Genomic DNA, 13,854 nt, shown 5'->3' on the forward strand with positions numbered 1-13,854 from the left:
GCCCGGCCCGTCCGCGGATCAGCTCCTCCGCGGCTCCTCCAACAACCGCATCCCGCCCGTCAGTTCCCGCAGGCAGCGCACCGCGAGCTCCGCGGGTGAGCCCGGGCCCTCGACGTCCGCGTCCGACTCGGCCCAGGTCTCCAGGGCGACCCGGATCGCGTCCGTGGCGGCCGCGGCGGCGAGGCGGATCTCCAGGGGGTCGGCGTCGTCGCCCGCCAGTCGGGCCACCAGGGGGATGAGCTTGTCCTCGGACTCCTGGTTCACGCGGTACCAGACCGCGCGCAGCGCCGGGTCCTCGGCGGACGCCCGCAACAGGCCCCGCGTCCAGCGCAGCCCCTCCGCCTTGGCCTCGTGGGGGACGGTCAGCGACGCGGTGACGGCCGTTTCCAGCGCCCGGGGGAGTGCGGTGCCCGGCTCGGCCGCCGCCAGCCGCTCGCGCCAGTGGTCGCCGCCGATCGCGAGGAGGGGGCCGACGGCGTCCTGTTTGTTGCGGAAGTAGCGGTAGAAGGTCCGCAGCGCCACACCGGCGCGTACGGCGATCTCCTCGGCCGTGGTGCCGTCGGGGCCGCGCTCGGTGAAGAGCTCGGCGGCGGCGCGGGCGATGTCGAACTGGGTTGCCGCCTTGCGGCGCTCGGTCAGCGACGGGGTGCTGGTCGCTGCGGACGACTTGGTGCTCACGCGGGGAAGCGTACGCCCGGAGGACGGTGGGGGCATGTTTCGCCTGGGTGGCAAAACGTGCCAACTGGCTGGTCGTCCACCTGCGCCCGACGCCGCGCGGTCGCTCGACGCCGCGCCGGCTGCCCGATGCCGCGTCAAGCCGCCCCTGGCCACCCCTGGCCACCTCGGGGCCACCCCTGGGCCGCGTTGAGCCGCCCCGGTCCGCTCCGGTCCGCCCCGGTCGGCCCCGGTCCGCGTCGGGCGCCCCGGTCCGCGTCGGGCGGCAAGGGGCTCAGGAGGTGACGAGGTCGCCCGTGTCCACCGCGGCCTCCGCCTTCGCCGCGCGCTGGGCGTCGCCCGCGACCTCGTCGGCGGTCAGCACGTAACCCGTCTCGTCGTCGCTCGTGGAGCGGGCGAAGACGACGCCGTAGACCTTGCCGGTCGTGGTCAGCAGAGGGCCGCCGGAGTTGCCGGGACGGACCGTGGAGCGGATCGAGTAGATCTCGCGGGTGACCTGATCGGAGCCGTAGATGTTCTGGCCCCTGGCGTTGATCTTGTTGGCGACGGTGGCCGCCTGGAGGTCGAGGCCGCCGTCCTGCGGGTAGCCCGCGACCACGGCCGCGTCGCCGCGGGTCGCGCCGGTGTCGAAGGCCAGGACGGGCGCCTCCAGGCCCGGGACGTCGAGCACGGCCACGTCCTTCTGCGGGTCGAAGAGGACGACCTTCGCCTCGTACGCCTTGCCCGTGCCGCCCACGCGTACGGTCGGGTCGTCGATGCCCGCCACCACGTGCGCGTTGGTCATCACGCGCTCCCGCGCGTACACGAACCCGCTGCCCTCACGGCCCTGGGTGCCCACCGCGCCCTCGACCTTCACGGTGGAGCGCTGTGCGGCCCGCGTGGCGGCCGCGGTGACGCTGTCTCCCGAGGGCTTGGCGACGCTGGCCGCCGGCTCGTTCTCGAAGGGGTTGAAGACCTGCGGGAAGCCCGCCTCGGTGAGCGCCGAGGTGGCCCGGGAGAACCAGGTCGGGGTGGTCTCCGGCATCGCGTCCTGCACCGCGCCGAGCAGCGCGGAGTCGCGGATCGACGAGGTGACCACGGGTGAGGCCGACGCGCCGAGGACGCTCGCGGCGACCCATGCCACCAGCAGCACCGCGACCCCGTTGGCGGCGGCGCCGCCCACTCCGTCGACCGTGCGCAAGGGGCCGCTGTCCAGTTCGCGCCGGAGCTTCAGGGCCAGCCGGCCTGCCAGCTCGTGGCCCGCGGCGGCCGGCAGCAGCACCGTGAGCACCGCGGTGACCGTCGCCGCCGTGGTCCCCGCCTCCACCAGGTCCATCATCCAGGGCAGCACCCATACGCCGATCACGGCACCGCCCACGAAGCCGGCCAGGGACACACAGCCCGCGACGAGCCCGCGCCGGTAGCCGGACGCCGCATAGCCGAGGATCACCAGCAACAGCAGGATGTCGAGCAGGTCCACGGAGCTCCCTTTCTCTTGGGTCTCCTAGTACGTGCCGGGAGGGCCCAGTGATCAGGTACGCACGCGTGGAAACCGGCCATCCGGCACGCGTGCGTGGACCTGTAGAAACGTCTCGGACCGGGACGTTGGTTCCACCGGGTGGCACAGCACACATCGCGGACGGTCCGACCGTCCCGGAGAGTGGATCCCATGTGCGCCCGACGAACCCCTCCGCCACACCGCGCCCGTGGCGCGTTGCGGGGGGGTCGCGCCCGGTGGCGAAAAGCCCTCCGGCGGGCCGGGCCCGAGGCCGACGGCGACACCGGGCCGCGTCCGTCGGCCCTGGCCCGTATACCCCGCCCCGCGCGCGTCGCCCTCGCGTGTGTCCCGGGCCTGGCCGCCGTCACCGGTCTCGTGCTGTGTGCCGTGGGCATCGACCGCACGCCCGGTGAGGCAAAGCGTCCCGTCGCGGCGCGGGCCGCCGTGGGGCACCAGGCCGCCCGGCCCCCCATCGTGCCGCGGGAACGCTGGCTGGCCGACGCCGCCTACACCAGGCCGCCGACCCGGTACGCCGGCCGTGTGACCGCCGTGTTCGTGCACCACACCGACTCGCCGAACGGCTACGACTGCGCCGACGCACCCAAGATCATCCGATACCTGTACGCGGGACAGGCCGGGGTCCGGCACTGGGACGACATCGGCTACAACTTCCTCGTCGACCGCTGCGGCACCATCTACGAGGGCCGGGCGGGCGGCATCGGCCGAGCCGTCGTCGGCGCGCACACGCAGGGCTTCAACGTGGGCACGACGGGCATCGCCGCGATAGGGACCTTCACCGCGGGCGTGCCGGTCCCCCAGGCGATGACCGACGCCATAGCGGCCGTCGCCGCCTGGAAACTCGGCCTCGTGGGCATCGACCCGCGCGCCCACGTGCGGCTCGTCTCCACCAACAGCCTGAGCAAGTACCCGGCCGGCACCCGCGGGACGTTCACCGCCGTCTCCGGCCACACCGACGGCTACTGGACCGCCTGCCCGGGCGCCGCCCTGATGGCCAGGCTGCCCGAGATCAGAGAGCAGGCGGCCCACCTCCAGGGCAGGCGTTAGGCCTGTCGCTCCGGGCTTCCGCCCGTCCCGCGACTCCTCGCGATTCCCCGCGACTCCCTGTAGCGCCTCACAGGTACGCCACAGCCGGCTCACGGATCACCCCGAGCCAGGCCTTCTAGCGTCGAGGCACGCACTGACCGGAGGTGGGGATCATGAGCAGTCGCAAGGAGCAGCAGACCCGGGGGACTTCGCTGTGGGCACGGGCCGTACGCAGCCCGTGGACCGTGGCCTGCGTGGTGGCCGCCGTCGTGGTGGGGCCGTCCGCCGTCACCGCGTCCGCACTGGACCGGGCGAACGCGGCGCCGCCGCTGAGCGCACGGAAGGACGGCTCGCCCGCGGCCGCCGCCTGGCCCGCCACCGTGGTCGCCCCCGCGCACCAGATCCGGACGGCCGGGCCGCGCGGCTCCTCTTGGTGAGTTGGGTTCTCCCGGTGAAGCGGGTTCTCCCGGCGGGACCGTCCGTCGGTCCCGTGCTGGGATCGCCCGTCAGTCGGCTGGCGGGACCGCCCGTCGGTCCGCTGGTGGGGACCGCCCGTCAGTCCGCGAACCGGTCCCACAGCTGGGGGAAACGCTCCGCCAACTGGGCCTGGTTCTCCAGGTCCAGCGCGGTGCCCAGTGGCTCGGGCGGCGCGGCCGGAATGCCGAGGTCCGGGGCGACCGTGCCGGTGAGCTGCTCGTACGCCTCGTCCGCCGCGTAGCCCAGCTCCTCACCGTCCCCGTCGACCTCGTCGTCGAAGTCCGTGAGGAGCTCGGCGAGCTTGTCGGGATCGTGGACGGCGGCCTCGTACACCTCCCGGCCCTGGCCGATCAGCCAGCAGCGGAAGAAGTCGAAGGCGTCGTCGCTGGCCCCGTCGAGCAGGATCCAGGCCGCGCCCCACAGGTCCCACATGTACGCACGGTTGTAACGGGCCTCGAAGTGACGGGCGAAGTCCAGGACCATCTCGGGGTCCAACTGGACGAGCCGCTCCACGAGCAGGTCGGCCTGCTCCTCGGGGTCGCCCTCCGCGGCCTCGCGGGTCGCGTCCACCAGCTCCCAGAACTCCGTCTCGTCCATCACGGGACAAGCATCGGGCCTCGACCCGGCCCGCGCACCCGGGGACAGGCAGATCGTTATGCGCGCACATGCCCACGGAAAGTCCGACAGCGGATGTCCGCATTCGGCGCGATGCTCGGACCATGGAGACGACAGCACAGAACACAGCGCGGGAGTCCGCCCCACAACTCAGGGGAAAGGTCGCCCTGGTCGGGGGCGCCACACGCGGCGCCGGCCGGGCCATGGCGGTGGAACTGGGCCGCGCCGGAGCCACGGTGTACGTGACGGGACGCACGACCCGCGAGCACGTCAGCGAGGTCGGCCGGACCACCGAGACCATCGAGGAGACGGCCGAACTGGTCGACGCGGCCGCGGGCGCCACCGGACGGGGCATCGCCGTACCGACGGACCACCTGGAACCCGAACAGGTCCGGGCCCTCGTCGACCGCATCGACCGCGAACAGGGCCGCCTGGACATCCTCGTCAACGACATGTGGGGCGGCGACGTCCTCCTCGACTGGTCGGCGGAGAAACAGCCCGACATGTGGGACATGGATCTCGACAAGGGGCTGCGGATCATGCGCCTCGGCATCGAGTCGCACATCATCACCAGCCACACCGCCCTGCCGCTCCTCGTCCGCAACCCCGGCGGGCTGCTCGTCGAGGTCACCGACGGCACGGAGGAGTACAACCGCCGCTACCGCAAACCGTTCTTCTACGACCTCGCCAAGACCACCCCCATCCGCATGGCCCACGACCTAGGGGAGGAGCTCAAGGAGCACGGTTGTACGGCGGTCTGCCTCACCCCGGGCTGGCTGCGCTCGGAGGCGATGCTCGACACCGCCTTCAAGGTCACCGAGGAGAACTGGCGCGACGCCTGCGCGTACGTCCCGCACTTCGCGATCTCCGAGACGCCCACCTATGTGGGGCGGGCCCTGGTCGCACTCGCCGCCGACCCCGACGCGGCCCGCTGGAACGGACAGTCGCTCTCCAGCGGCGGCCTCGCCCAGGAGTACGGCTTCACGGACGTCGACGGCTCGGCGCCCGACGCGTGGCGCTACATGATCGAGGTGGAGTCGCAGGGCAAGCCGGCGGATGTCACGGGCTACCGGTAGCCGTCAGCGCTCACCCGCTCCTCGGTCCCGCGCGCCGTAGTACGCCGCCGTCCTGGCCGCCGCCTCGGCGAAGCGTTCACGGAGTTCGGACGGCTCCAGGACCTCCACCTCGGGGCCGAGGGAGAGGAGCTGGGTGTACGCGACATTGTGCGACTCGACCGGCAACGTGACCGTCACCCGGCCCGCTTCGTCGGGCGGGTCGGCCACGGCCAGGGCCTCCTGCGCGGAGAGCGGATCGACGGTGTGCTTCAGCCGTCGCGCGCCCGCCTCGGTGAGCCGCACCACGACCGTCGCCCGCAGGAGCGAGCGCGCGAACTGGGCCGCCCGCTCCGCCCAGAAACCCGGCAGGTCGAATCCCTCGTCGCGGCTGAAGCGCTCGTCGCCCGGCTCGACCGACGTGAACCGGTCGATGCGGTAGACGCGGAAGGACCCGGGATCGGGGACGCGGGCGCAGACGTACCAGACGCCCGCCTTGAGGATCAGCCCGTACGGCTCCAACTCGCGCTCCACGTCGCTCTCCTGGCGCCGGTAGCGCGCGATGATCCGACGGTCGTCCCACACCGCCTCGGCGACCTCGGGCAACAGTTCGGGTGTCTTGGGCTCGGCGAACCAGGCGGGGGCGTCCAGGTGGAATCGCTGGGACGCGGTGCGGGAGGCGTCCTTGAGGGAGGGGAGGAGGGCCGCGGACACCTTCAGCCGGGCGGCGGAGGCGGCGTCCTCCAGGCCCATCTCCCGGAGCGCGCCGGGCACGCCCGAGAGGAACAGGGCCTCGGCCTCGCTCCTGGCCAGCCCGGTGAGTCGGGTCCGGTACCCGCCGATCAGCCGGTACCCGCCGGCCCGGCCGCGGTCCGCGTAGACCGGGACGCCCGCCTCCGACAGGGCCTGCGCGTCCCGGGTGATCGTCCGCTCCGACACCTCCAGCTCCCGAGCGAGCTCGGCGGCCGTCATCGACGGCCGGGACTGAAGCAGCAACACCATCTTGATCAGCCGGGCAGCACGCATGTCTTCATGATGCCGGGTGGTCGGGTGCGGGTCGGTGGGGGCTGGTTGCGCAGTTCCCCGCGCCCCAAAAGACGAAAGCCAGGGGCGCAGCCCCGCTTTTCAGGGGCGCGGGGAACTGCGCAACCAGCCCCGCGCCCCTGCAGCCGAACTACAACCCGTACCGCTCCCGCGCTTCCTTCACCGCAGAAGCAGGCACCTCACCGCGCCGCGCAAGCTGCGCCAGCGCCGCCACGACGATCGACTGCGCGTCGACACCGAAGTACCGGCGAGCGGCCTCGCGGGTGTCGGAGAGGCCGAACCCGTCCGCGCCGAGCGAGGAGTAGTCCTGCTCGACCCACTGCGCGATCTGGTCGGGCACCTGCCGCATGTAGTCGGAGACCGCGAGGACGGGCCCCTCGGCACCCTGCAGCGCCTGACGGACGTACGGCACCTGGTCCTCGCCGCGCAGCAGCGCCGCGTCGGCCTCCAGGGCGTCCCGCCGCAGCTCCGTCCAGGACGTGGCGGACCAGACGTCCGCGGCCACGCCCCACTCCTCGGCGAGCAGCTTCTGCGCCTCCAGGACCCAGTGGATCGCCGTACCGGAACCGAGCAGCTGGATGCGCGCGGCGTTGGCGGCGTTGACCTGGACGTCGGCCGACTCCGCCGTGTTGAAGCGGTAGAGGCCCTTGACGATGCCCTCGTCGATACCGAGCCCCGACGGCTTTGCGGGCTGCGGGATCGGCTCGTTGTAGACGGTCAGGTAGTAGAAGACGTTCTGGTCCTCGCCGGGCGCCGCCTCGCCGTACATACGGCGCAGACCGTCCTTGACGATCGTCGCGACCTCGTACGCGAACGCCGGGTCGTACGACAGGGCGGCCGGGTTGGTCGCCGCGATGACCGGCGAGTGTCCGTCCGCGTGCTGCAGGCCCTCGCCCGTCAGCGTCGTACGGCCCGCGGTGGCGCCGACGAGGAAGCCGCGGCCGAGCTGGTCGCCGAGCTGCCACATCTGGTCGGCCGTGCGCTGCCAGCCGAACATCGAGTAGAAGATGTAGAACGGGATCATCGTCTCGCCGTGCGTGGAGTACGCGGTGGACGCGGCGATGAAGTCGGCCATCGAACCGGCCTCGGTGATCCCCTCGTTGAGGATCTGGCCGTCCTTGGCCTCCTTGTAGTACATCAGCTGGTCGCGGTCGACCGGCTCGTACGTCTGGCCCTTCGGCGAGTAGATGCCGAGGGACGGGAAGAGGCTCTCCATACCGAAGGTGCGGGCCTCGTCGGGGACGATCGGCACCCAGCGCTTACCGGACGTCTTGTCGCGGACCAGGTCCTTGACCAGGCGTACGAAGGCCATGGTCGTCGCCACGTTCTGCGAGCCGGAGCCCTTGTCGAAGGCCGCGAACGCCTTGTCGGCGGGGGCGGGCAGCGGGGCGAGGGCGTGCGTACGGCGGGCCGGGGCCGGACCGCCGAGGGCCGCGCGGCGCTCCTGGAGGTAGCGGACCTCGGGGGAGTCGGCGCCCGGGTGGCCGTAGGGGACCACACCGTCGACGAAGTCACTGTCCTTGACGGGCAGTTCGAGCAGGTCACGCATCTGCTTGAACTCGTCCGTCGACAGCTTCTTCATCTGGTGGTTGGCGTTCTTCGACGCGAAGCCCTCGCCGAGCGTGAAGCCCTTGACCGTCTGGGCCAGGATGACCGTCGGAGCGCCCTTGTGCTCGACGGCCGCCTTGTAGGCCGCGTACACCTTGCGCGCCTCGTGACCACCGCGCGAGAGGTGGAAGCACTCCAGGATCTTGTCGTCGCTGAGCAGCTTCGCCAGCTCGACGAGCGCCGGGTCGGAGCCGAAGAAGTCCTGGCGGATGTAGGCGGCGTCGCGGGTCTGGTACGTCTGCACCTGCGCGTCCGGGACCTCACGGAGGCGGCGGACGAGGGCGCCGGTGGTGTCGAGCCGGAACAGCTCGTCCCAGGCGTTGCCCCACAGCGACTTGATGACGTTCCAGCCGGCGCCGCGGAACTGGGCCTCCAGCTCCTGCACGATCTTGAAGTTCGCGCGGACCGGGCCGTCGAGGCGCTGGAGGTTGCAGTTGATGACGAAGGTCAGGTTGTCCAGACCCTCGCGGGAGGCGAGTGCGAGGGCCGCCGTCGACTCGGGCTCGTCCATCTCGCCGTCACCGAGGAACGCCCACACGTGGGACGCCGAGACGTCCTTGATGCCGCGGTTGGTCAGATAGCGGTTGAAGCGCGCCTGGTAGATCGCCGACAGCGGGCCGAGGCCCATCGACACCGTCGGGAACTCCCAGAGCCAGGGCAGGCGCCGCGGGTGCGGGTACGACGGGAGGCCGTTGCCGCCCGCCTCCTGGCGGAAGTTGTCGAGGTGCGTCTCGTTGAGGCGGCCGTCGAGGAAGGCGCGGGCGTAGATGCCGGGGGAGGCGTGGCCCTGGATGTAGAGCTGGTCGCCGGAACCGTCGGCTTCCTTGCCCTTGAAGAAGTGGTTGAAGCCCGTCTCGTAGAGCCAGGCCGCGGAGGCGAAGGTGGCGATGTGGCCGCCGACGCCGTGTTTCGCGCCCCGGGTCACCATCGCGGCCGCGTTCCAGCGGTTCCACGCGGTGATCCTGCGCTCCATCGCCTCGTCGCCGTCCACGGTGGGCTCGGCGGCGGTCGGGATGGTGTTGACGTAGTCGGTCTCAAGCAGCTTGGGCAGCGCGAGGCCGTTGCCCTCGGCACGCTCCAGCGTGCGCCGCATCAGGTACGCGGCACGGTGCGGCCCGGCCGCCTTGGCGACGGCGTCCAGGGAGGCCTGCCATTCGGCGGTCTCCTCCGGGTCACGGTCCGGGAGCTGGTCGAGCTCGCTCGGCTGGATTGCGGTGGGGTCGGTCATTGCGCCGCCTTCCGGATGCGGAGGGGGTTCCCTCGTCGGTAAGGGGTTTTCGGGGGTGCCCTTGGTCTTTGGCAGGACAGGGCGGCAGGCTCTGGTGGGAGCCCGCCGATGACTGTAACTCGCTGATCGATGATCGATCAAAGGGTTGAAGGGCAAAACCTCTTGATCACGAGAAAGTAGGCACGGGGTGTCTCGGTGCAGGGCACCGCGTGCCTTGTTTTCGCAGGTGAGGGTACTTCTGAGCGGGGTTGTGCTCCGGTGTTCCGGGCCCGCCGCGCGGCGGGCGTGGCTAGGAAGGCTCGCTGCCCGTCCTCGGCGCACAGCCCAGTACATGCGCCTTCACCAGCTCCGCGATCAGCGGGTCCCGGCGGCGGAACGCCTCCACCAGGGCCTCGTGCTCCTCCGCGTACGACTGCTGGACCGTGCCCAGCCAGCGGATCGACAGGGCCGTGAAGACCTCGATGCCGAGGCCTTCCCAGGTGTGCAGCAGCACGGAGTTGTCCGCGGCGCGCACCAGCTCGCGGTGGAAGGCCACCGTGTGGCGGACCTGGCCGGTGCCGTCGGCCTTGCGGTCGGCCTCGTACAGGGCGGTGACGTGCGGTTCCAGCGACGAGCAGTCGGCGGCGAGCCGCTCGGCGGCCAGCTCGGCCGCGATGGCCTCCAGACCGGCCCGCACGGGGTAGCTCTCCTCCAGGTCCGCCGCGGTGAGATTGCGAACGCGTACGCCCTTGTTGGGGGCCGACTCGATCAGGCGCAGCGACTCCAGCTCGCGCAGGGCCTCCCGCACGGGCGTCTGGCTGACCTCCAGCTCGGTGGCGATCCGGCGCTCCACGATGCGCTCGCCCGGCTTCCAGCGACCGCTCACGATCCCCTCCACGATGTGCTCGCGGATCTGTTCGCGGAGCGAGTGGACGACGGGCGCGGTCATTGGGGCTCCTTCGGCGGGGGCCGCTCGGGCCCCGAGGCGTTGACTTCTAGACAATAAAGCCGTGGGTCCCTCCGGGAAGGGTGTGCGGGGGTGCTTTGGTGCAGGTGAGATGAGACTTACACGTGGTGCTCCGCCGGGGGTGGGCGCCTGAGGGGGTGGGTGCGGCGGTGGTTCGGCGGGTGCGGGTTCGTCGTGGCTGGTCGCGCAGTTCCCCGCGCCCCTGAAAGCGGGGCTGCGCCCCTGCTTTTGTCTTTAGGGGACCGGGGAACACAAAGGGCCCCCGCCCGGAAACCCGGGCGGGGGCACCTCGTCGTGCGGATGTGGCGGCGGAGCCTACAGGCCGAGTTCGACCTCGAACTCGCCCGCCTCCAGGATCGCCTTGACCGCAGTCAGGTAGCGGGCGGCGTCGGCGCCGTCCACCAGGCGGTGGTCGTAGGAGAGCGTCAGGTAGGTCATGTCGCGGACGCCGATGACCGTGCCCTCCTCCGTCTCGATGACGGCCGGACGCTTGACCGTGGCGCCGATGCCCAGGATCGCGACCTGGTTCGGCGGCACGATGATCGTGTCGAAGAGCGCGCCGCGCGAGCCGGTGTTCGAGATCGTGAAGGTCGCGCCGGACAGCTCGTCCGGAGTGATCTTGTTGGCCCGGACCTTGCCCGCCAGGTCGGCGGTGGCCTTCGCGATGCCGGCGATGTTGAGGTCGCCCGCGTGCTTGATGACCGGGGTCATCAGGCCCTTCTCGGAGTCCACCGCGATACCGACGTTCTCGGTGTCGAAGTAGGTGATCGTGCCCTCTTCGACGTTGATCCGGGCGTTGACGGCCGGGTGGGCCTTCAGCGCCTGGGCCGCCGCCTTGACGTAGAACGGCATCGGGGAGAGCTTGACGCCCTCGCGCGCGGCGAAGGAGTCCTTGGCCTGCGCGCGCAGCCGCATCAGCCGCGTGACGTCGACCTCGACGACCGAGGACAGCTGGGCCTGCTCGTGCAGGGCCTTGACCATGTTGTCGCCGATGACCTTGCGGATGCGGGGCATCTTCACGGTCTGGCCGCGGAGGGGAGAGGCCTCCAGGGTCGGCGCCTTCTTGGCGGCCGGGGCAGCGGCGGCGGCCGGAGCCGGAGCGGCCGCGGCGGCCTTCGCGGCCTCGGCGGCGGCGATGACGTCCTGCTTGCGGATACGGCCGCCGACGCCGGTGCCCTTGACGGTGGCCAGGTCGACGCCGTTCTCGGCGGCGAGCTTGCGCACCAGCGGGGTCACGTACGCGCCGTCGTCACCGGAGGTCGCGGCGGGAGCCGGGGCCGGGGTGACGGGAGCGGGAGCCGGCACCGGCGCGGCCGGAGCCGGGTCGGGGGCCGGGGTCGTCTGCTGCTGCGGGGCGGGAGCCGAAGGCGCCTGCGGAGCCGGAGCGGCCGGGGCAGCGGGGGCCGGAGCCGGAGCAGGAGCCGCGGGAGCAGCCGGAGCCGGGGCAGCGGCGGCGGGCGCCGGAGCCGGGGCGGCCGGGGCCGGAGCGGCGGCCGGAGCCGCGCCCGGGGCGCCGATGACGGCGAGCTTCGCGCCGACCTCGGCGGTCTCGTCCTCGGCGACCACGATCTCCAGCAGTACGCCGGCGACCGGCGCGGGGATCTCGGTGTCGACCTTGTCCGTGGAGACCTCGAGCAGCGGCTCGTCCTCCGCGACCTCCTCGCCGACCTCCTTGAGCCACCGGGTGACGGTGCCCTCGGTGACCGACTCGCCCAGCGCGGGAAGGACCACGTCGGTGCCCTCGGCGCTGCCACCGCCGGAGGCGGCCTCGGCGGTCGGGGCCGGCGCCGGAGCGGCGGCCTCGGTGGACGGGGTGGCCTGCGGAGCCGGCTCGGGAGCGGCGGCCGGGGCCGGAGCCTCGGCGGCAGCGGGAGCCGGAGTGGCGGCGGGTGCGCCGGAGCCGTCGTCGATGACGGCCAGCTCGGCGCCGACCTCGACCGTCTCGTCCTCGGCGACCTTGATGGAGGCGAGCACGCCGGCGGCAGGGGAGGGGATCTCGGTGTCGACCTTGTCGGTGGACACCTCGAGCAGCGGCTCGTCGGCCTCGACGCGCTCGCCCTCGGCCTTCAGCCAGCGGGTGACAGTGCCCTCGGTGACGCTCTCGCCGAGCGCCGGAAGGGTTACGGAAACCGCCATGGTTTCGGTTGCTCCTTACGAATTGCGGAAGTCTGTGTCGTCGCGTCGTGAGTTGACCGAGGGTCGGTCAGTCGTGCGAGTGCAGCGGCTTGCCTGCGAGAGCGAGGTGGGCCTCGCCCATCGCCTCGTTCTGGGTCGGGTGGGCGTGGATGAGCTGCGCGACCTCGGCCGGCAGCGCCTCCCAGTTGTAGATCAGCTGGGCCTCGCCCACCTGCTCGCCCATGCGGTCGCCGACCATGTGGACGCCGACCACGGCACCGTCCTTGACCTGGACGAGCTTGATCTCGCCCGCGGTCTTGAGGATCTTGCTCTTGCCGTTGCCCGCGAGGTTGTACTTCAGAGCGACGACCTTGTCCGCACCGTAGATCTCCTTGGCCTTGGCCTCGGTGATACCCACGGAGGCGACCTCGGGGTGGCAGTACGTCACCCGCGGCACGCCGTCGTAGTCGATCGGAACGGTCTTCAGGCCGGCCAGACGCTCCGCCACCAGGATGCCCTCGGCGAAGCCGACGTGCGCGAGCTGGAGCGTCGGGACCAGGTCACCGACTGCGGAGATGGTCGGGACGTTGGTGCGCATGTACTCGTCGACCAGGACGTAGCCGCGGTCCAGCGCGACGCCCTGCTCCTCGTAGCCGAGACCGGCGGAGACCGGCCCGCGGCCGATGGCGACCAGGAGGATCTCGGCCTCGAAGGTCTTGCCGTCGGCGAGGGTCACGCGGACGCCGTCCTGCGTGTACTCGGCCTTCTCGAAGAACGTGCCGAGGTTGAACTTGATGCCGCGCTTGCGGAAGGCGCGCTCAAGAAGCTTGGAGCTGTTCTCGTCCTCCACCGGCACGAGGTGCTTGAGACCCTCGATGACCGTGACGTCGGTGCCGAAGGACTTCCATGCCGAGGCGAACTCGACGCCGATGACGCCGCCGCCCAGCACGATCGCGGACTGCGGGACGCGGTCCAGCTTCAGCGCGTGGTCCGAGGAGACGATGCGGTTGCCGTCGATCTCCAGGCCCGGCAGCGACTTCGGCACGGAGCCGGTCGCGAGGAGCACGTGACGGCCCTGGACGCGCTGTCCGTTGACGTCCACGGAGGTGGGGGACGACAGACGGCCCTCACCCTCGATGTACGTCACCTTGCGCGAGGCCACCAGGCCCTGCAGGCCCTTGTACAGGCCGCTGATCACGTCGTCCTTGTACTTGTGGACGGCGTTGATGTCGATGCCCTGGAAAGTCGTCAGGACACCGTACTGGTCCGCCTCGCGTGCCTGGTCGGCGATCTCGCCGGCATGCAGCAGGGCCTTGGTGGGAATGCAGCCGTTGTGCAGGCAGGTGCCGCCGAGCTTGTTCTTCTCGATCAGGGCGACGTCCAGGCCCAGCTGCGCTCCGCGCAGGGCCGCGGCGTAGCCGCCGCTACCACCGCCGAGGATCACTAGGTCGAAAACGGTGCTGGCGTCGTTCGCCACGTCACGTCCTCCATGCATGTGCGCCGTACGCCGGTCTGCGTCGACCGGGCGGCGGCTGGTGTCCGGCCGCTCTTTCTTCGGCCCTGAGGTGGGCCC

Annotated in this window: 11 protein-coding genes; 3 read left to right on the forward strand and 8 right to left on the reverse strand. The window is 71.6% G+C overall.

Annotated elements, in window-relative coordinates; genetic code table 11:
• Positions 1–18 precede the first annotated feature (18 nt).
• Complete coding sequence (locus ACZ5VQ_RS41005; RefSeq protein ID WP_469109448.1) at positions 19–678, reverse strand: TetR family transcriptional regulator; 660 nt, start codon at positions 676–678, stop codon at positions 19–21.
• 271 nt (positions 679–949) lie between these two features.
• Positions 950–2,134, reverse strand: coding sequence for a MarP family serine protease (locus ACZ5VQ_RS41010; RefSeq protein WP_469109449.1), 1,185 nt, complete (start codon positions 2,132–2,134; stop codon positions 950–952).
• A gap of 330 nt (positions 2,135–2,464) precedes the next feature.
• Here ACZ5VQ_RS41010 and ACZ5VQ_RS41015 point away from each other — a divergent pair, with 330 nt between their 5' ends.
• Both ACZ5VQ_RS41015 and ACZ5VQ_RS41020 read left to right on the forward strand, forming a co-directional pair.
• Positions 2,465–3,217 (forward strand): peptidoglycan recognition protein family protein, encoded by a 753-nt coding sequence (locus tag ACZ5VQ_RS41015; RefSeq protein ID WP_469109481.1) that lies wholly within the window; start codon positions 2,465–2,467, stop codon positions 3,215–3,217.
• A 152-nt stretch (positions 3,218–3,369) separates the two neighbouring features.
• A complete protein-coding gene (locus tag ACZ5VQ_RS41020) occupies positions 3,370–3,633 on the forward strand; it encodes a hypothetical protein (RefSeq protein WP_469109450.1) in 264 nt (87 codons plus the stop codon).
• Positions 3,634–3,751: 118 nt separating this feature from the next.
• Here ACZ5VQ_RS41020 and ACZ5VQ_RS41025 read toward each other — a convergent pair whose 3' ends face one another.
• Positions 3,752–4,270, reverse strand: coding sequence for a DUF4240 domain-containing protein (locus ACZ5VQ_RS41025; protein ID WP_189838530.1), 519 nt, complete (start codon positions 4,268–4,270; stop codon positions 3,752–3,754).
• A 122-nt stretch (positions 4,271–4,392) separates the two neighbouring features.
• Here ACZ5VQ_RS41025 and ACZ5VQ_RS41030 point away from each other — a divergent pair, with 122 nt between their 5' ends.
• Positions 4,393–5,364 carry an SDR family oxidoreductase gene (locus ACZ5VQ_RS41030; protein ID WP_469109451.1) on the forward strand — a complete coding sequence of 324 codons (972 nt, stop codon included), beginning with the start codon at positions 4,393–4,395 and terminating at the stop codon, positions 5,362–5,364.
• Between the two features lie 3 nt (positions 5,365–5,367).
• Here ACZ5VQ_RS41030 and ACZ5VQ_RS41035 read toward each other — a convergent pair whose 3' ends face one another.
• The 5 genes from ACZ5VQ_RS41035 to lpdA all read right to left on the reverse strand — a co-directional run bounded on the left by ACZ5VQ_RS41035 (position 5,368) and on the right by lpdA (position 13,758).
• Positions 5,368–6,366 carry a helix-turn-helix transcriptional regulator gene (locus ACZ5VQ_RS41035; protein ID WP_469109452.1) on the reverse strand — a complete coding sequence of 333 codons (999 nt, stop codon included), beginning with the start codon at positions 6,364–6,366 and terminating at the stop codon, positions 5,368–5,370.
• Between the two features lie 148 nt (positions 6,367–6,514).
• Positions 6,515–9,220, reverse strand: a complete 2,706-nt coding sequence (aceE, locus tag ACZ5VQ_RS41040; protein ID WP_469109453.1) for a pyruvate dehydrogenase (acetyl-transferring), homodimeric type — start codon at positions 9,218–9,220, stop codon at positions 6,515–6,517.
• A 289-nt stretch (positions 9,221–9,509) separates the two neighbouring features.
• Complete coding sequence (locus ACZ5VQ_RS41045; protein WP_362080313.1) at positions 9,510–10,148, reverse strand: GntR family transcriptional regulator; 639 nt, start codon at positions 10,146–10,148, stop codon at positions 9,510–9,512.
• Between the two features lie 333 nt (positions 10,149–10,481).
• On the reverse strand, positions 10,482–12,302 hold the full coding sequence (sucB, locus tag ACZ5VQ_RS41050; RefSeq protein WP_469109454.1) for a 2-oxoglutarate dehydrogenase, E2 component, dihydrolipoamide succinyltransferase: 1,821 nt from the start codon (positions 12,300–12,302) through the stop codon (positions 10,482–10,484).
• Positions 12,303–12,369: 67 nt separating this feature from the next.
• Positions 12,370–13,758, reverse strand: a complete 1,389-nt coding sequence (lpdA, locus tag ACZ5VQ_RS41055; protein ID WP_469109455.1) for a dihydrolipoyl dehydrogenase — start codon at positions 13,756–13,758, stop codon at positions 12,370–12,372.
• Between the last annotated feature and the right edge of the window lie 96 nt (positions 13,759–13,854).

The sequence above is a fragment of the Streptomyces sp. NPDC033178 genome (assembly GCF_055577685.1).